General features: G+C 72.6%; 17 protein-coding genes. 8 read left to right on the plus strand and 9 right to left on the minus strand.

What is annotated here, in order from left to right; translation table 11 throughout:
* Positions 1–107 precede the first annotated feature (107 nt).
* The 4 genes from STRAU_RS10140 (at position 108) to STRAU_RS10155 (ending at position 4810) form a co-directional block, all read left to right on the plus strand.
* Positions 108–1163, plus strand: a complete 1056-nt coding sequence (locus tag STRAU_RS10140) for a CHRD domain-containing protein (RefSeq protein WP_016640188.1) — start codon at positions 108–110, stop codon at positions 1161–1163.
* Between the two features lie 307 nt (positions 1164–1470).
* A complete protein-coding gene (locus STRAU_RS10145; protein ID WP_016640189.1) occupies positions 1471–2757 on the plus strand; it encodes a LolA family protein in 1287 nt (428 codons plus the stop codon).
* A 192-nt stretch (positions 2758–2949) separates the two neighbouring features.
* Entirely contained in the window at positions 2950–3879 is a 930-nt protein-coding gene (locus STRAU_RS10150) for an ABC transporter ATP-binding protein (RefSeq protein ID WP_078621120.1), read from the plus strand.
* Positions 3866–4810 carry an ABC transporter permease gene (locus STRAU_RS10155; RefSeq protein ID WP_078621119.1) on the plus strand — a complete coding sequence of 315 codons (945 nt, stop codon included), beginning with the start codon at positions 3866–3868 and terminating at the stop codon, positions 4808–4810. The genes STRAU_RS10150 and STRAU_RS10155 overlap by 14 nt, the downstream gene beginning before the upstream one ends.
* A gap of 2 nt (positions 4811–4812) precedes the next feature.
* Here the strand turns inward: STRAU_RS10155 and STRAU_RS10160 are convergent, their stop codons facing one another.
* From STRAU_RS10160 to STRAU_RS10175, 4 genes are all read right to left on the minus strand, one after another.
* Entirely contained in the window at positions 4813–5424 is a 612-nt protein-coding gene (locus STRAU_RS10160) for a flavodoxin family protein (protein WP_016640193.1), read from the minus strand.
* Between the two features lie 98 nt (positions 5425–5522).
* The gene (locus tag STRAU_RS10165) at positions 5523–6485 is read right to left on the minus strand and encodes a M28 family metallopeptidase (protein WP_016640194.1); all 963 of its coding nucleotides are present in this window, start codon (positions 6483–6485) and stop codon (positions 5523–5525) included.
* A 182-nt stretch (positions 6486–6667) separates the two neighbouring features.
* Entirely contained in the window at positions 6668–8140 is a 1473-nt protein-coding gene (locus STRAU_RS10170) for a hypothetical protein (RefSeq protein WP_016640195.1), read from the minus strand.
* A 151-nt stretch (positions 8141–8291) separates the two neighbouring features.
* Positions 8292–9317, minus strand: a complete 1026-nt coding sequence (locus STRAU_RS10175) for a helix-turn-helix domain-containing protein (RefSeq protein ID WP_016640196.1) — start codon at positions 9315–9317, stop codon at positions 8292–8294.
* Between the two features lie 51 nt (positions 9318–9368).
* Between STRAU_RS10175 and STRAU_RS10180 the strand changes: the two genes are divergently transcribed.
* On the plus strand, positions 9369–9785 hold the full coding sequence (locus STRAU_RS10180; protein WP_016640197.1) for a cupin domain-containing protein: 417 nt from the start codon (positions 9369–9371) through the stop codon (positions 9783–9785).
* Between the two features lie 17 nt (positions 9786–9802).
* Here the strand turns inward: STRAU_RS10180 and STRAU_RS10185 are convergent, their stop codons facing one another.
* On the minus strand, positions 9803–10252 hold the full coding sequence (locus STRAU_RS10185; RefSeq protein ID WP_016640198.1) for a VOC family protein: 450 nt from the start codon (positions 10250–10252) through the stop codon (positions 9803–9805).
* A 7-nt stretch (positions 10253–10259) separates the two neighbouring features.
* Entirely contained in the window at positions 10260–10691 is a 432-nt protein-coding gene (locus STRAU_RS10190; protein ID WP_052029029.1) for a winged helix-turn-helix transcriptional regulator, read from the minus strand.
* A gap of 140 nt (positions 10692–10831) precedes the next feature.
* Between STRAU_RS10190 and STRAU_RS10195 the strand changes: the two genes are divergently transcribed.
* Entirely contained in the window at positions 10832–12361 is a 1530-nt protein-coding gene (locus STRAU_RS10195) for an MFS transporter (protein WP_037658513.1), read from the plus strand.
* Here STRAU_RS10195 and STRAU_RS10200 read toward each other — a convergent pair.
* Positions 12271–13170: an AraC family transcriptional regulator gene (locus tag STRAU_RS10200; protein WP_063890342.1), complete on the minus strand. Its 900-nt coding sequence runs from the start codon at positions 13168–13170 to the stop codon at positions 12271–12273. The genes STRAU_RS10195 and STRAU_RS10200 overlap by 91 nt on opposite strands.
* Positions 13171–13276: 106 nt before the next feature.
* Between STRAU_RS10200 and STRAU_RS10205 the strand changes: the two genes are divergently transcribed.
* Positions 13277–14143, plus strand: a complete 867-nt coding sequence (locus STRAU_RS10205; RefSeq protein ID WP_037658515.1) for an NmrA family NAD(P)-binding protein — start codon at positions 13277–13279, stop codon at positions 14141–14143.
* Here STRAU_RS10205 and rarD read toward each other — a convergent pair.
* Both rarD and STRAU_RS10215 read right to left on the minus strand, forming a co-directional pair.
* Entirely contained in the window at positions 14079–15035 is a 957-nt protein-coding gene (gene rarD, locus STRAU_RS10210; protein WP_397892061.1) for an EamA family transporter RarD, read from the minus strand. The two genes, STRAU_RS10205 and rarD, sit on opposite strands and share 65 nt — an antisense overlap.
* Positions 15036–15239: 204 nt before the next feature.
* Complete coding sequence (locus STRAU_RS10215) at positions 15240–16100, minus strand: SDR family oxidoreductase (RefSeq protein ID WP_016640202.1); 861 nt, start codon at positions 16098–16100, stop codon at positions 15240–15242.
* A gap of 101 nt (positions 16101–16201) precedes the next feature.
* On the opposite strand from STRAU_RS10215, the gene STRAU_RS10220 reads away from it, so the two are divergent.
* On the plus strand, positions 16202–16597 hold the full coding sequence (locus STRAU_RS10220; protein ID WP_016640203.1) for a winged helix-turn-helix transcriptional regulator: 396 nt from the start codon (positions 16202–16204) through the stop codon (positions 16595–16597).
* Positions 16598–16636 lie beyond the last annotated feature (39 nt).

Genomic DNA, 16636 nt, shown 5'->3' on the forward strand with positions numbered 1-16636 from the left:
ACACCTAGAGGTCGAGCCTGGATTGAGTCCAGGGTCGGATTCGTTCCGTACTCATGGCCAGAGCCGGCGCAGGGGGCGTCGGTCGTGGAACGGGGAGATTTCAGGTCATGGGCACTGTCACCACGTACGCCAAGAACCGCCGCCGCACCCTGCTCGTCACGGGCGTCGCGGTCGCCGCGGCCGCCGGTGTGGCCGCCACCGTCCTGCCGGCGACGGCGGACAGCGGAAGCGGAAGCGGGACGAGCGGAGCCGGCGGGAGCCGCAGCGGCGCGCACGGCGTCGCGCACGGCGCCGGAGCGGGCGGCGACGAGACCGTAGTGGCGCGGAGCGGCAAGGCCGCCGGCGGCACCCTCTTCGTGGCGAGCATGAACGGCGCCAACGAGGTACCCGTCCAGGGCGGCCCCGCCGTCGGCGACAAGGACGGCGCGGCCCTGCAGTTCGTGAAGGTCAAGGGCGACAAGGTCAGCGTCACCGTGAAGTGGCGCGGCACCGCCAAGCCGTCCGCCCTGCACATCCACCAGGGCGCCAAGGGAACCAACGGAGGCATCAAGGTCGACTTCACCAAGCTGCTCGCCAAGGCCGAGCACCAGCGCGTCACCGGCACGGTCAAGGTCACCGACGCCGCCCTGCTCAAGCGCCTCAAGGCGGACCCGAACGGCTTCTACGCCAACCTGCACACCGCCGAGTTCCCCGGCGGAGCCGTCCGCGGCCAGCTCCACAAGGTCACCGCGAACGTCTCCCTGGACGCGGCCGCGCGCAGCTTCCAGGCGTCCGTGGTCAAGGGCAAGCAGATCTACCAGTGCAAGAAGGCCGAGGACGGCTCGGGCGGGTTCACCTTCCAGCAGCGCGACGTCCGCGCGACCCTCGGCGGCCGCATCGCCCACGACTTCGTCGCCCCGAACTCCGGCACCCCGCGCTGGGTCGCCCCCGACGGCAGCGGCGTCACCGGCAAGTTGATCTCCAAGACGCCCAACGGCGCGAAGAACATCGCCGAACTCGACCTGAAGGCCGAGCAGGTCGGCAAGAAGCGCGGGCTGCTCGCGGGCACGACCGAGATCCTGCGGCTCAACACCGTCGGCGGCGTCCAGCCGTCCGGCAGCTGCAAGTCCGGCAGCATCACGTCGGTGCCGTACGGCGCGGACTACGTGTTCGTCAAGCGCTGAGCCTCAGCGCTCGGACCACGTGACAGACGTGCGGAACTCCCCCGTGACGCACTGATCGTCACCATCCCGGGCGGCGCCTCCCCCTACGGGACGGGGGAGGTGCCGCCCCCTTTTGTCATCCCAGAGCAGTACGCGGAGTTGCTCCCGGGGTCTGACGCTTCTGGCTGGCCGATTTGGTCGGATGGAGACAGCTGAAAGCCAGCACGGACAACCACTCCTGACCAATTCGGGTGAGAATGGCGGCGCGGGGTGGACGAGTGCACGCGAGGACGGAACGCCGCCGCCGACGACGGAGGTAGGGCACACAATGGCACCGTACGAACCGGAGCAGGACACCAACGAGGCGGACGAGCTGAGCGCAGGCCGCCGCAAGGCCGCCCGCTATGTCGTCCCGCTCGCGGTGGCGGGGGTGGCCGCGGCGACCATCGGGCTGGTCCCGGCGCTCGCCACCTCGGGTGACCCGGACCTGCCGGACGTCACCGCACAGGAACTCATCGAGAAGATCGCCGCGTCGGACACCGAGCAGCTCTCCGGCACGGTGAAGATCAGCACCGACCTGGGCCTGCCGTCGTTCGGCTCCGGCATGACCGGCGGCTTCGCCCCGGGCGCCGGAGCGGGCGGTGCGGGTGAGGACGGCGGCGAGGGCGGCAAGGGCGGCTCGGCCGCCGACCCGAGCGCCAAGCTGATGGAGCTGGCCTCCGGCACGCACACGCTCCGCGTCGCCGCCGACGGCCCGGACAAGCAGAAGCTGTCGGTGCTCGACGACGCCGCCGAGTACAGCCTGATCCACAACGGCGACGACGTATGGGCGTACGACAGCGCGTCGAACGAGGCGTATCACTCCAAGGACGCCGGCAAGGGCGACAAGCACGGCAAGCAGCACGACCGTGAGGGCGCGAAGGACCTGGGCAAGGAAGTTCCCTCCACGCCCAAGGAGTTCGCCGAGCAGGCCCTGAAGGCGGCCGACAAGTCGGCGACGTCCGTGAAGGTCGACGGCAGCGCGCAGGTCGCGGGCCGTGACGCCTACCGCCTGGTGCTCAAGCCGAAGGAGTCCGGTTCGACGGTCGGCCAGATCACCATCGCGGTGGACGCCAAGACGGGTACGCCGCTGAAGTTCACGCTGTCCCCGGCGGGCGGCGGTTCCGCGGTCGTCGACGCGGGCTTCACGAAGGTCGACTTCGGCAAGCCGGCCGCCTCCACCTTCGACTTCAGGCCCCCGAAGGGCACGAAGGTCACCGAGGAGGGCGACGCGAACGGGCGCCACGGCAAGGACGGCATGGGCGGCAGGGACCTCAAGGGCATGGAGGACGGCGGCCTCAACGTCATCGGCGACGGCTGGACGTCCATCGCCGAGCTGAAGACGCCCGGCGGCCAGGGCCTGCCCACGTCGGGCTCGGGCTCCGACTCCGGCGACGTACCGCCGGAGGCCGAGAAGTTCCTGAACTCCCTCGGCGACCAGGTGAAGGGCGACTTCGGCTCGGGCACGGTCTTCAAGACCCGCCTGATCAACGCCCTCGTCACCGACGACGGCAAGGTGTACGTCGGCGCGGTCACGAAGGACGCGCTGGTCAAGGCGGCGAACGCGGCCCACTAGCGGCACTGGCGGCGGCGCGACCGTGAGCACATGAGAGCGGGCGGCGGTTGGGAGGTACCGGTCCGGTACCTCCCAACCGCCGCCCCATCGTTCAGCCGGACACCTCGTCCGGCCGGGCAAGCCGGGCACCTCGTCCGGCCGGGCAACGGGAGGAAGACGGTGCCGAGCACCAACGGCGGCGAGGCGAAGGTCATGGGCAGCGTGATCGAGACGTTCGGGCTGACCAAGCGGTACGGCAAGCATCTCGCCGTGGACCGGCTCGACCTCACCGTGCCGCGCGGCAGCGTCTTCGGTTTCCTCGGTCCCAACGGCTCCGGCAAGACCACGACGATCCGCATGCTGATGGGCCTGATCGAGCCGACTTCCGGCCGCGCCAAGGTCCTCGGCCGCCCCATGCCGCACGAAGGCCGGAGAGTCCTGCCGCAGGTGGGCGCGCTCATCGAGGGCCCGGCGCTGTACGGCTTCCTTTCCGGCCGCGAGAACCTCCTGCGGTACGACTCCGCCGACCCGACCGCCGACCCCCGCACCCGCCGGGCCCGCGCCGAGTCGGCCCTCGACCGGGTCGGCCTGACCGCCGCCGCGGGCAAGAAGGCGAAGGCGTACTCGCTGGGCATGAAGCAGCGCCTCGGCCTGGCGGCGGCCCTGCTGCAACCGCGCGCACTCCTCGTACTCGACGAGCCGACGAACGGACTCGACCCGCAGGGCATGCGCGAGATCCGGTCCCTGGTGCGGGAGCTGGCGTCCGAAGGCACCACCGTCTTCCTCTCCTCGCACCTCCTCGACGAGATCGAACAGGTCTGTACGCACGCGGCGGTGATGACCCAGGGCCGCCTGATCACCCAGGGCCCGGTCGCCGAACTCGCCGCGGGCGCGCGCGGAAGGCTGACCGTGACCACACCGGACACCGGCGACGCGGCCCGCGTACTGAAGGAACTCGGCGTGGCCGACCTGGTCGTCTCCGAGGACCGCGTCACGGGCGAGCCGCCCGGCACGGACCTCGCCGACGTCAACGCCGCGCTGGTCGGGGCGGGCGTGCGCGTCCGTGGATTCGGCGTCGAACGGGCCTCCCTGGAGGACGCGTTCGTCGCGCTGACGGGAGAGGGATTCGATGTCGCGGGCTGACGTGACGGCGGGGGCGGGCGCACCGGCGGCACCAGAGGAGACGGGTCAGGAACCGGGGCAGGGCAGCGGGCCGCGCCCGGTGCGCCTCGCCTGGACCCTGGGCCTGTTCCGCAGCGAGCTGTCCGTCACCTTCCGCCGCTGGCGCACCCTCGCGCTGCTCGCGGTGCTCGCCGCCGTGCCGGTGCTCGTGGGCATCGCCGTCAAGATCGAGACGAGCGACGGCGGGTCGATCGGCGGCGGCGGTCCGGAGGGCGGCGGTGGACCCGCGTTCATCGCGCAGGTCACCAACAACGGCCTGTTCCTCGTCTTCACGGCGCTGGCGGCGACGCTCCCGTTCTTCCTGCCGATGGCGATCGGCGTCGTCGCGGGCGACGCGATAGCGGGCGAGGCCAGTGCGGGGACGCTGCGCTATCTCCTTGTGGCGCCCGCGGGCCGCACCCGGCTGCTGCTCGCCAAGTACGTCACCACGCTGACGTTCTGCCTCGTCGCGACGCTGGTGGTGGCGGCGTCCGCGCTGGCCGTGGGGGCGCTGTTGTTCCCGCTCGGCGAGGTCACGACGATCTCCGGGACGCGGATCGGCTTCGGGGAGGGGCTGCTGCGCGCCCTGCTGATCGCGCTGGTCGTGGCCGCCTCACTGATCGGCGTGGCCGCGCTCGGCCTGTTCGTGTCGACGCTGACGAGCAGCGGCATCGCCGCGATGGCGACGACCGTCGGGCTGCTCATCACCGTCCAGATCGTCGACCAGATCCCCCAGTTGCACGCGGTGCACCCGTATCTGTTCTCGCACTACTGGCTGTCCTTCGCCGACTTGATGCGTGACCCGGTCTACTGGGACGACCTGGTCAAGAACCTCGGCCTGCAGGCGCTGTACGCCGGGGTGTTCGGGTCGGCGGCGTGGGCGCGGTTCGGGGCGAAGGACATCGCCACGTAGGGCTACTCGCCGTACGACCCGGAGCTGAAGGGGAAGCGCGCCACCGGGATGTCCTCCTGGGCGAAGAACGTCTTGGCGCGGGCCAGGGCCTCGGTGTCGTTCAGGACGTGTCCCGGCCGGGTGCCGTTGCCGAGCAGTACGCCCCCGAAGCGCATCGGGAAGAACGCGGCGGTGTTGCGCAGCGTGCCGACTAGCGGGTCCGCGGCCGCCTCGTTGCGGTCCGCGAGGGCCGTCACGCCCCACAGCGTCCGGCCCGCCAGGGTGTCCTTGAAGTCGAGCTCGGGGACCTCCAGCCAGGCGTCCCAGTAGTCCAGGTAGCGCTTGACGGTGGCCGACACCGAGTACCAGTACAGCGGGGACGCGATGACGATGTCCGTGGCGGCGAGGGTGGCGTCCAGGAGCAGCGCCTCGGTGTCGCCCTGCGGGCGGGGCCGGGCGCGCGGGCGAGTGTCGTCGTGGCGCAGGTCCTCGAAGTCGGGGAGCGGGTGGTCGGCGAGATCGATCCAGCGCTGCTCGACGTCCGACGGCAGTTGTTCGGCCGCCTTGCGGGCCAGGATCTCGGTGTTGCCCCGCGGGCGGGCGCTGCCGTGGACGAAGAGGAACGAGCGAGTCATGGGATGCCCCCTGAGTGCGTACGCTTGCGTACGAGGAATGCTTGCGTGCGCACTATATGCACACGCAAGCATTCTCGTCCAGGGGGAGCGGCGAGAGGCTAGGAGGACAGGCCCCACACCGCGTACGCGACCGCGTCACTGTTGCGGTCGAGCGCCGTGTTGTTGATGTTCGCCGTGGTGTCGCACGACGAGTGGTAGCAGCGGTCGAATGCCTGGCCGGCCGTGCCGCCCCACTTCTGGGCCTGGGCCGAGGACTTGGCGGTGCTCGCCCCGGCGAAGACGCCGCCGACCGGGACGCCCGCGTTCTTGAACGGCGCGTGGTCGGAGCGGCCGTCGCCCTCGCGGTCCGGCTCGGTGCTCACGTTCAGGCCCGCGTAGTAGTCCTTGAACGTCTTCTCGATGGTGGGGTTGTCGTCGTAGACGAAGTAGCCCGGGTTCGGCGAGCCGACCATGTCGAAGTTGAGATAGCCCTTGATCTTCGTGCGTTCGGCGGCGGGCAGGCCGCGTACGTAGTTCGAGGAGCCGATCAGGCCCAGCTCCTCCGCGCCCCACCAGGCGAACCGCAGGTGCTTGGCGGGCTTGTACTGCTCGCGGGACACCGCGAGCGCCGTCTCCAGGACGGCGGCCGAGCCCGACGCGTTGTCGTTGATGCCCGCGCCGCGGCTCACGCTGTCGAGGTGCGCGCCGGCCATGAGGACCTGGTTGGCGTCGCCGCCGGGCCAGTCGGCGATGAGGTTGTAGCCGACGCGGCCGCTGGTGGTGAACTGCTGGACCCTGGTGGTGAATCCGGCGGCGTCCAGCTTGCCCTTGATGTAGTCGAGCGAGGCTTTGTAGCCCGCGCTGCCGTGGGCGCGGTTGCCGCCGTTGGCGGAGGCGATGGACTGGAACTGCGAGAGGTGCGCCTTCACGTTGGCCACGGGGATGTCCGGGGCGGCCGCTCGCGGGGGAGCGGTGGTGCCCGGGGACGCGGTGGCCGCGGTGGATATCGCGCTGGTCGTCAGGAGGGCGGTCGCGGCTATGACGGCGGCAGCCGCGCTGCGTCCGGATGCGGAGAGTCTCATGTGGGGGGTCCGGCTTTCCGTGAGTTGAATACCGAATGAGCCTGGAGTGCCCGATGGTGGAGCCCTGTTGAGTTCACGTCAAGAGCGGGATCCGGACGGTTTGTTCCGCATAGCGGTTCAACGAGGGGGAGGGCGACGTCAGTTGGCCCGCGGTCCCGTCGGCGCGTACGCAGTCCGCCCGTTCACGGCGCAGCCGGTACGTACACCCGCCACCCCCGCGAGTACGTGTCCGGTACCCGAACCCCGTGCCAGTCTTGGGCCCACCCGGGCAGGGCGTGGCGCCGCAGCACCAGGACGTCGGGCCGCCGCTCGTCCCCGCGGCGCTCCTTCCCGCGCGGCGCGGGCTCACAGCCCGCCGCGTAGGCCAGCGGAATCACCGACGTATTGCCCCCCAGCAGACAGGGCGGCCGCACCCCCTCCCGGTGCACCACCCGCGCCACCCGCTCCCAGTCCTCCCGCGCGGCCGACTGGATCCGGGAGTTGGAGGACACCAGCGACCCCTGCACGGCGAGATGCCCCACCAGCACCGCCGCGAGGACGCCCCCGGCGAGCACCGGCACCCGCGCCCCCCGCGCCCACCGCACCGCGGCCAGCACCCCCATCGCCGCGGGCACCGCGAGCAGCGCGTGCGTGGGCAGCAGGAACCGCGGCGCGGTGTACGGCACCACGACGACGTACGGCAGCGCCGCGCACACGCCCACGGCGGCGGCGAGCCGGCCCCCCGCCGCGGTCCGCCGGAACCGCCGCACCGACCACAGCCCGGCCGGCACGAACACCGCGAGCAGCACCCACCACCCCAGCGCGGGCACCCGCACGCCGTCACCGGCGCACGGACGGCACAGCAGGGGCCCGTCGATGGCGGTGAGCTGATGCAGCGCGGTGTCCGTGAACCGCAGCCCGCCCTGCACTTCGCTCGCGTCGTCGAGCCGTTCGCGTACGCCACCGAAGCGAACGTACGCCTCGATCACCCACGGCAGCAGGCCCGCCCCGAGCCCGCCGAGCACGGCGAGCGCGCGCCCGCGCGAGCGCCACAGCGGCACCAGCGCGGCGGCGGCCAGCAGCGGAGCCGCGACGGCGGCGCCGTCGTTGGGCCGCATCAGGGTCGCGAGCAGGAGTCCCGCGGCGATTCCCGCGTACGTACGCGGCCCGGGGCGCCGGTGCAGGAAGAGGCCGACGGCGCCCGCCGCGCCCATGGCGGTGTAGTGGTTGGGCATCGCCGCGTTGGCGTAGAACAGCGCGAACCAGAGGCTGCCGTACAGCGCCGCGGCGACCCCCGCGACCTCCGGGAGCCGGGGCACGGCCCGCAGCCAGGGCCGGAACCCCAGGTAGAGCGCGGCGGTCGAGAGCGCCGTCAGCCACACCCGGAGCAGCACGACCGAGTCGCTCCAGGAGGCGACGGGCGCGAGCAGCACGGGCACGCCCCGGGTGCGGGGCGCGCTGAACGGGACGCCGGGAGCCTGGTCGGGGGCGTACGGGCCGAAGCGGCTCGCGTAGACGAGCTCGTCCCAGCCGAGCCGCAGGTCCAGCGGGACCAGGGCGAGCGAGGCGAGGGCGAAGAGGGCGCAGGCGGCGACGAGCAGCCGGTGGGCCGCCCGTTCGCGGTCGCGACGCGCGGGTCGGCTGCTCTGCGGTTTCCACTTCTCGACGACGGCCACGGGACCACGGTAAGAAACGGGGGGCCGGGTCCGGCAGTAGCCATGTGGCCGGGCGTGGCGTTCCGGGTGGCCGGGCGTGGCGTTCCGTGTGGCCGGGCGTGGGCATCGCGTGGGCCGCGCATGGGCATCGCGTGGCGTCCGCGGGCGGACGTCAGGGGCCGAAGCGGCGGCGGTACGCCGACGGCGTCAGCCCTGTCTCGCGGCGCAGCCGGGCCCGCAGGTTCGCCGCCGTGCCCAGGCCGCTGCGGTGGGCGACCACGTCGAGCCGCTCCTCGCCGCGCTCGATGAGGCGGCAGGCGTACGCGGTGCGCTCGCCGTTCAGCCACGCCAGCGGCGTCGTGCCGAGCTGGGCGCGGAAGCGGCGGTGCAGCGTCGCCGGGCTGACGGCGGCGCGGGCGGCGAGCCCGGCCACGGTGAGCGGTTCGCCGAGCCGCTCCTGGGCCCAGGCGAGCAGCGGCGCGAGCGACTCGTCGGGCACGTCGGGCACGGGCCGCTCCACGAACTGCCGCTGCCCGCCGTCCCGGTGGGCGGCGAAGACCAGGCGCCGCGACACGGAGTTGGCGACCTCCGCGCCGAAGTCGCGGCGCACGATGTGCAGCCCGAGGTCGAGCGCGGCGGCGCTGCCCGCGGCGGTGAGGATGTCGCCGTCGTCGACGAAGAGGACGTCCGGTTCCAGGCGTACGGCCGGGAAGCGCCGTCGGAAGTCGTCGGCCCACTGCCAGTGCGCGGTGGCCCGGCGCCCGTCGAGCACCCCGGCCTCGGCGAGCGTGAACGCCCCGCTGCAGAAGCCGACGAGCCGGGCGCCGCGCGCCCGGGCCCGGCGGACGGCGTCCAGGACGGCCGGGCGGCGGGGCACCTCCGTGTCGGGCCGGTTCGGCACGATCAGGGTGTCCGCCGCGTCGGCGGCGTCGAGCGCGGCGACCCCGGTGAGCGTGAAGAACCCGTCCCGCATCAGGGTGCGCGGCTCGGGCGAGCAGAGCGTGAACTCGTAGAGGTCCCGGCCCAGTTCGGGCCTGCGCAGGCCGAATATCTCGGTGGCGCAGCCGAGCTCGAAGGGGTTGGAGTTCTCGTCGACGATGACGACGACGCGGTGCGGGCGGCTGCCGCGCCGTGCGGAGCCTTGAGGGCTTCCTTGAGGGCTTCCTTGAGAGCTTCCTTGAGAGTTTTCTTGCGCCATGTGCGATTTCTAGCACTCGTACGAGGCGGGGGCGAGGCCCACGATGAGTCCATGACCAACGAAACCGCCGCCCCGGCCGCCGCGCCCATCCGCCTCCACGACGCCCTGGCCTCCTTCGACGCCCTGTGGAGCCCCCGCATCGTCACCCAGGTCAACGACTACGACGTACGCGTCACCAAGGTCGAGGGCGAGTACATCTGGCACGTCCACGACGACACCGACGAGTTCTTCCTCGTCCTCGACGGCGAGCTGGACATCGCGCTGCGCGAGCCCGCCGGGGAGCGCACGGTCACGCTCACCAAGGGAGCCGTCTTCACCGTGCCCCGGGGCACCGAGCACAAGCCGATCGCCCGCACCGGCGCCTCGATCCTGCTGTTCGAGCCCACCGGCACGCTCACCGTCGGGGACAGCCACGAGGCCGTGCCGGACTACGTGGACGCGACGACGGGGCACGCGCTGCGCGCCTAGCCGCGCCTGGTCGCCCCCTAGTGGAGGCAGAACTCGTTCCCCTCCGGGTCCGCCATCACCACCCACTCGCCCCCGGGCTCCTTCACGTGCCGCAGCACGGTCGCGCCCAGCGCCCGCAGGCGGGTCAGCTCCTCCTCGCGGGTGCCGGGCGCGGAGTGCACGTCCACGTGCAGCCGGTTCTTGCCGGACTTCGTCTCCGGCACCCGCTGGAAGAGCAGCCGCCGGCCGAGCCCCGTGCCGCTCTCCTCGTCGTACGGATCGTCCGGGTGCCGGACGGCGATGAGGTCGCGCCAGGCGCGGCGGCCGCGGAACTCGACGGTCATCGCTTCCGGCGCGGCGCCGACGCCGAGCAGCCGCTCGATCAGGGCGCTGTTGTCCTCGACCTCGTACCCCAGGGCCTCGCCCCAGAAGGCGGCCTGGGCGTGCGGGTCCTGGGCGTCGATCACGAGCTTCCAGTGCAGGGTCATGCCTTGATCATGCGCCCGCCGACTCCTCCGCCGCCACCCGCGCGTCGTACGCGGACCGCGCCGCCGCGATCTCGTTCTGGTGCTCCTCCGTCCAGGTCACCAGGGTCCGGATGGTGTGGTGCAACGTGCCGCCGAGCGGCGTGAGTTCGTACTCCACGCGCGGCGGCACCACCGGATGCACGGTTCGCTTCACCAGGCCGTCCCGCTCCAGCTGGCGCAGCGTGACCGTCAGCATGCGCTGGCTGATGCCGTCGATCTCGCGGCGCAGCTCGGTGAAGCGCAGGCAGCGGCGGTCCAGGAGCGCGATCACCAGCAGGGACCACTTGTCGGCCACCCGGTCCAGGATCTGCCGCACCTGGCAGTCCTCCCGGGTGTCCCACTGGAACGGATCGGTGTCCCCGTAAGGGTCGGCGGTCTCCACGGTGCCCTCCGTCTCCACGGTGCCCTCCGTCTCCACGGTGCCCTCGCAGTGCCTCGGTGACTTCAAAGTGCCTTCTTCCGCACCTGTAGATGCTGCCGCAGGATTCCTTTGGTTACAAGAAGGAACCGGCCCTCATCGGGGTAACCGAAGGAGTCATCATGGGCGCCCGTGCCTGGGCACTGCTGCTCGTCCTGTGCGGAACGATCTTTCTGGAGGGCGCGGACATCGCCATGCTCGCCGTGGCCATCCCCAGCATCCGCTCCGACCTGGGCCTTTCCACCGGCACGGCGGCCTGGGTGATCAGCGCGTACGTCCTCGGCTACGCCGGATTCACGCTGCTCGGCGGCCGCGCGGCCGACCTGCTCGGCAGGCGGCGCATGTTCCTGACCTGGCTCGGCGTCTTCCTGGTCTTCTCCGGGCTCGGCGGGTTCGCGACCGAGGGCTGGATGCTGATCGTGGCGCGGTTCGTGACCGGCGTGGCCGCGGCGTTCATGACGCCCGCCGCGATGTCGATCATCACCACCTCGTACGCGGAGGGCCCGGCCCGCAACAAGGCCCTGCTCGTCTTCGCCGGCACCTCCGCGGGCGGCTTCTCGCTCGGCCTGGTCATCGGCGGGCTGCTCACGGAGCTGGGCTGGCAGTGGGTGTTCTTCGCGCCGGTGCTGTTCGCCGCCGTGATCCTGGCGGCGGCGGTGCGGCTGATTCCGGCGCCGGTCTCCGTGCCGGAGCCCGGCGCGGAGTACGCCGCCGAGGCCCCGGCACGGCCCCGCTCCGGCGGCTTCGACCTGCCGGGCGCGGCCGCCGCGGCCGGGGCGATGCTGCTCCTCGCCTACGGCGTCGTCAGCCTCGAACACGGCCTCGACGACTGGCCGTTGACGGCCGCCACGGTGACTGCGGGTCTGCTCCTCGTCGCCGCCTTCGTGGGCATCGAGCGCCGCGCCGCCGTGCCGCTGGTACGCCTTGGGATCTTCCGTACGGGGACGGTGGTGCGGGCCGGGCTCGGGGCGCTGCTCTTCCTCGGCGCGTTCATGGGCTTCCAGTTCGTCCTGACGCTCTACCTCCAGGAGCTGCGCGGCTGGTCGTCCTGGCAGACGGCGATCGCCCTGGTGGTGATGGGCTGCGACGTCGTCCTCGCGCCGACGCTCACCCCGCTCCTGGTGAACCGCTACGGCCACGCCCGCGTGATCCTCGCCGGTTTCCTGCTCGCGGCGACGGCGTACGCGCTGTTCCTGCCGGTCGGCATGGACTGGACGTACGCGGCGATGTTCCCGACGCTGATCCTCGCCGGCACCGCCTTCGCGCTGGCCTACGGCCCCCTCCTGATCGCGGCGACCGACTGCGTGGCCGAGGAGGAACAGGGCCTGGCGGGCGGCCTGTTGCAGACGGCCACGCAGTTCGGGGCGGCGATCGGGATCTCGGCGGTGACGGCGGTGTACGGGCTCGCGTCGGCAGGCGGGGGCGGCGGCGCGCACGGGAACGCCGGGGACCCCGAGGGTTCCCTCGACGCGTTCCGGGCGGCGCTCACCGTGCCCGTGGTGCTCGCGGTCCTCGGGGTCGTGGTCTCGCTGGCAGGGCTGCGCGGGGGCGGGCGGAAGGCTCAGCCCGCGGCCCGCAGCCACGAGTCGGGGTCCACCTTCTCCGCAGCCGCGACCTCGGCCTCGGCCTCCGCGGCCCGCGACGCCCGGTAACCGCTCGGCGTGACCCCCCGGATCCGCTTGAAGGCGTCGCTGAAGCCGAACCCGTCCGCGTACCCGACCCGCGCCGCCACGGAGGCGACCGTCGCGCCCGGCTCCGTGAGGAGTTCGGCGGCCAGGGTCATGCGCCAGTCGGTGAGGTACGCCATCGGGGGCCGACCCACCAGGTCGGCGAACCGCCGGGCGAAGGCGGCGCGCGAGACCTGGGCGCGCGCCGCCAGGGACGCCACGGTCCAGGGCCGGGCCGGTTCCTCGTGCAGGGCGCGCAGGGCCGGGCCGACCACGTCGTCGCCGAGCGCGCGGTACCACGCGGGCGGGCAGGACTCGGGCAGTTCGAACCACTCGCGCAGGGTGCAGGCGAGCAGCCAGTCCAGCATCCGGTCCATCACGTACTGCCGCCCGGGCCGGTCCTCGGCGATCTCGGCGGCGATGAGCTCCACGATCGGCAGGCACTCGTCCTCGGCGGGCACGACCAGGAGCGGCGGCAGCGCGCTGGTGAGGCGGCGGCCGACGGAGCCCGCCAACTCGTAGGCCCCGGAGACCAGTTCGGTCTCCCCGGCGCCGGGGTCCGCCGAGGCCAGCGCGAACGGAGCCGTGGTGCAGGCCAGCGTGGCGTCGCCCGCGCGCAGGGTGCGCGGCTCGTACCCCGCGGCGGTGACCCGGGCCGTGCCGCGCACCACCAGGAACAGTTCGAGCGCGGCCCCCTGCGGGCAGCTCAGCTCCCAACTGTCCGTGAGCACCGCGCGATCGAATCGAGCGCCGTCCGCGCGTACGCCGCGCAGCAGATCCCCCAGAGCGTCCATGCGGTCAACGGTAGACGCCCGCCCGGCGGGCCGCCGTGGACGTACTCCCATGGCCGTGAGACGGACGCCCATGTCACGGTCGCGGCCGGGCGGATTGGCTGGAGCCATGACCGAAACCCAGCAGAACAACGCGGACGCCCCCATCCTCGTCCTCGGCGCCACCGGCAAGACCGGGCGCCGGATCGTGCCCCGGCTGCGGGCGGCGGGCCACACAGTGCGGGCCGCCTCCCGCTCCGGCGAGACCCGCTTCGACTGGAACGAACGCTCTACTTGGGCCCCGGTCCTGTCCGGCGTCAGGGCTCTCTACCTCGTCGCGCCGGAAGACCCGGACCCCGTCGTCGACTTCGTGGCGCAGGCCGCGGCTGCGGGCGTGCGCCGCTTCGTGGTCCTGTCCGGGCGCGGCGCCGACGTGTCCGGCGAGTCCTTCCTGCCGGGCATGGCGCGGGCCGAGCGGGCCGTAGCGGAGGCGGGCGTCGACTGGACGGTGATCCGCGCCAACAACTTCGCGCAGAACTTCTCCGAGGACTTCTTCCACGCGCCGCTCCTCGCGGGCCGCCTCGCCCTGCCGGTCGGCGACACACCGGAGCCGTTCATCGACGTGGAGGACATCGCGGACGTCGTGGTCGCGCTGCTCACCGAGGACGGCCACACGCACCGCGTGTACGAGCTGTCCGGCCCGCGCGCCCTCACCTACGCCGAGGCGGTCGCGGAGGTCGCGGCGGCGTCGGGCCGCCCGATGCGCTACGAGCCGGTCACGCCGGAGCAGTTCCTGGCCGAGCTGATCGCCGAGGGCGTGCCCGAGGCCGCCGCCAAGGAGTACACGGCCATCTTCACGTTCTTCAACGAGGGCCACCTGGCCCCGCCGGCGACCGGCGTACACGAGGTACTGGCCCGCGAGCCAAGGGACTTCACGGAGTACGTGCGGGAGGCTGCGGCACAGGGCGCGTGGACTGGGAGCCCGTCCGGCGTTTGAGGACGAGGCGCGAAGCGCCAACAGCGGGGGGAGAGGGGGCGAAGCCCCCCTGCGTTTCCCCTGCCCTACGCCGCGCGGTGCGCAAAGCGTCGAAGGTCAGCAGGGACAGCGCCAGCCACACCAGCCCGAACCCGGCCCACCGCTCGGCGGGCATCGCCTCGTGGAAGTACAGGATGCCGAGCAGGAACTGGAACACGGGCGCGAGGTACTGAAGCAGCCCCAGAGTGGAAAGCGGCACCCGTATCGCCGCCGCGCCGAAGCAGACCAGCGGCACGGCCGTCACCACGCCGGTGGCGGCGAGCAGCGCGGCGTGCCCGAACCCCTCGGTGGCGAACGTGGCCTCGCCCCGCGAGCCGAGCCACAGCACGAAGGCGAGCGCGGGCAGGAACTGCACGGCGGTCTCGGCGGCGAGCGACTCCAGTCCGCCGATGTTGACCTTCTTCTTGACCAGGCCGTACGCGGCGAAGGAGAAAGCGAGCACGAGCGAGATCCAGGGCGGGCGGCCGTAGCCGAAGGCGAGGACCAGGACGGCGGCGAGGCCGACGCCGACGGCCGTCCACTGCACGGGACGCAGCCGCTCGCCGAGCAGCAGCACGCCGATGGCGATGGTGACCAGCGGGTTGATGAAGTAGCCGAGCGATGCCTCGACGACGTGGCCGGAGTTCACGGCCCAGATGTAGACGCCCCAGTTGAGGGTGATCACGGAGGCGGCCACCGTCACCAGGCCGAGCTTGCGGGGCTGGCGCAGCAGTTCACCGGCCCAGGCCCAGCGGCGTACGACGAGCAGCGCGACGCCGACCACGACGAGCGACCAGGCCATGCGGTGGGCCAGGATCTCGCCCGCGCCCGCGGGCTTGAGGAGCGGCCAGAACAGCGGCACAAGGCCCCACATGCCGTACGCGGCGAAGCCGTTCAGCAGACCTATGCGTGCCTCGGCCTTGGCCTGCGCTGGGGTCACGGCTCCTCCTTCGTGCTCGCGGCCCGGACGCCGGGCCCTCGGCAGACACCCGCTGCCGAGCACGAAGGTAGCGCCCGCAGGGGGAGGCTGTCATGCCCGTATCGCCATACGGTCATGACAGCCTCGCTCCCGCGCGGTTCAGCCCCCGAGCGCCGCCGCCACCGCGTCGGCCAGCGGCGTCGTCGGCCGCCCGATGAGGCGGCTCAGGTCGCCGCTGCCCCCGGCCAGCAGGCCCCGGGCGATGGCCGCGTCCACGTCCACGAGGATCGCGGCCACCGGCTCCGGAACCCCGGCGCCGGTCAGCACGGCGAGGTGCTCGGCGGGGGACACCTGGCGGTACGTGACGGACTTGCCGGAGCGCGCGGCGACCTCGGCCGCGTACTCGGGCAGGCTCCACGCCACATCGCCGCTCAGCTCGTACGCGACGCCCTCGTGGCCCTCGCCGGTCAGCACCGCGACGGCCGCCGCGGCGTAGTCGGCGCGCGCGGCGGACCCGATCCGGCCCCCGTCCGCGCTGCCGACGACGGCGCCGTGCGCCAGGACCGGGGCCAGGTTCTCCGTGTAGTTCTCGTGGTACCAGCCGTTCCGCAGGAACGTGTACGGCAGCCCGGAGTCGAGCACCGCCTGCTCGGTGGCCTTGTGCTCGGCCGCCAGATCGAAGTCGGCGTCGGGGCCGCCGAGCACACCCGTGTACACGAGGTGCGCGACGCCCGCGGCCCGCGCCGCGTCGATCACGGCCCGGTGCTGCGGCACCCGCCGCCCGATCTCGCTGCCGGAGATCAGCAGCACCTTGTCGCCCGCGGCGAACGTCCCGGCGAGCGTCTCCGGCGCGTTGTAGTCGGCGACGCGCAGCTCCACGCCGCGGTCCGCGAGGTCCGCGGCCTTCTCCTTGTTCCGTACTACGGCCGCGATCTGCCCGGCGGGCACGCCCGCGTCCAGCAGGCCCTGGACGACGAGGCGGCCGAGGTGTCCGGTGGCTCCGGTGACGACGATGCTCATGGGATGAATCTCCCGTTATGTGGGTTGCGATCGGATATGCCACTCACCCTAGCTCCGGCACTAACTATCCGTAAGTACCCACTTTGAAGTAAGGTACTGGTATGGCCGTAAGGACCCCCTGGAACAGCGAAGCCGAGGCGATGTGCCCGCACCGCCTCGTCCTGGAGCACGTCACCAGCCGCTGGGGCGTCCTCGTCCTGATCGCGCTGGCCGAGCGGTCGTATCGCTTCAGCGAGCTGCGCCGCGAGATCGGCCGCGTCAGCGAGAAGATGCTCACCCAGACCCTGCAGACCTTGGAGCGCGACGGCCTGGTGCACCGCGACGCCAAGCCCGTCATCCCGCCCCGCGTCGACTACTCCCTCACCGACCTGGGCCGCGAGGCCGCCGAGCTGGTCCGCGCCCTCGGCGCGTGGACGCACCGGCGCATGGACGACGTGCTGGAGGCGCGGGCGGCGTACGACGAGGCACGGGCGAAGCACGACGAAGCCCGGCCCTGACGGATCAGGACCGGGCTCCGGGCGGGCGCAGGCCAGGGA

It is taken from the genome of Streptomyces aurantiacus JA 4570 (genome assembly GCF_000414115.1).
In the GTDB taxonomy this organism is placed as follows: domain Bacteria; phylum Actinomycetota; class Actinomycetes; order Streptomycetales; family Streptomycetaceae; genus Streptomyces; species Streptomyces aurantiacus_A.

Excerpts from the sequence above, each read along its gene's own strand:
- STRAU_RS10150 (WP_078621120.1), top strand. The coding sequence starts at position 2,950 with ATGGGCAGCGTGATCGAGACGTTCGGGCTGACCAAGCGGTACGGCAAG.
- STRAU_RS10220 (WP_016640203.1), top strand. The coding sequence starts at position 16,202 with ATGGCCGTAAGGACCCCCTGGAACAGCGAAGCCGAGGCGATGTGCCCG.
- STRAU_RS10205 (WP_037658515.1), top strand. The coding sequence starts at position 13,277 with ATGACCGAAACCCAGCAGAACAACGCGGACGCCCCCATCCTCGTCCTC.
- STRAU_RS10155 (WP_078621119.1), top strand. The coding sequence starts at position 3,866 with ATGTCGCGGGCTGACGTGACGGCGGGGGCGGGCGCACCGGCGGCACCA.
- STRAU_RS10180 (WP_016640197.1), top strand. The coding sequence starts at position 9,369 with ATGACCAACGAAACCGCCGCCCCGGCCGCCGCGCCCATCCGCCTCCAC.
- STRAU_RS10215 (WP_016640202.1), bottom strand. The coding sequence starts at position 16,100 with ATGAGCATCGTCGTCACCGGAGCCACCGGACACCTCGGCCGCCTCGTC.
- STRAU_RS10185 (WP_016640198.1), bottom strand. The coding sequence starts at position 10,252 with ATGACCCTGCACTGGAAGCTCGTGATCGACGCCCAGGACCCGCACGCC.
- STRAU_RS10145 (WP_016640189.1), top strand. The coding sequence starts at position 1,471 with ATGGCACCGTACGAACCGGAGCAGGACACCAACGAGGCGGACGAGCTG.
- STRAU_RS10165 (WP_016640194.1), bottom strand. The coding sequence starts at position 6,485 with ATGAGACTCTCCGCATCCGGACGCAGCGCGGCTGCCGCCGTCATAGCC.
- STRAU_RS10200 (WP_063890342.1), bottom strand. The coding sequence starts at position 13,170 with ATGGACGCTCTGGGGGATCTGCTGCGCGGCGTACGCGCGGACGGCGCT.
- rarD (WP_397892061.1), bottom strand. The coding sequence starts at position 15,035 with ATGTGGGGCCTTGTGCCGCTGTTCTGGCCGCTCCTCAAGCCCGCGGGC.
- STRAU_RS10160 (WP_016640193.1), bottom strand. The coding sequence starts at position 5,424 with ATGACTCGCTCGTTCCTCTTCGTCCACGGCAGCGCCCGCCCGCGGGGC.
- STRAU_RS10140 (WP_016640188.1), top strand. The coding sequence starts at position 108 with ATGGGCACTGTCACCACGTACGCCAAGAACCGCCGCCGCACCCTGCTC.
- STRAU_RS10195 (WP_037658513.1), top strand. The coding sequence starts at position 10,832 with ATGGGCGCCCGTGCCTGGGCACTGCTGCTCGTCCTGTGCGGAACGATC.
- STRAU_RS10175 (WP_016640196.1), bottom strand. The coding sequence starts at position 9,317 with ATGGCGCAAGAAAACTCTCAAGGAAGCTCTCAAGGAAGCCCTCAAGGA.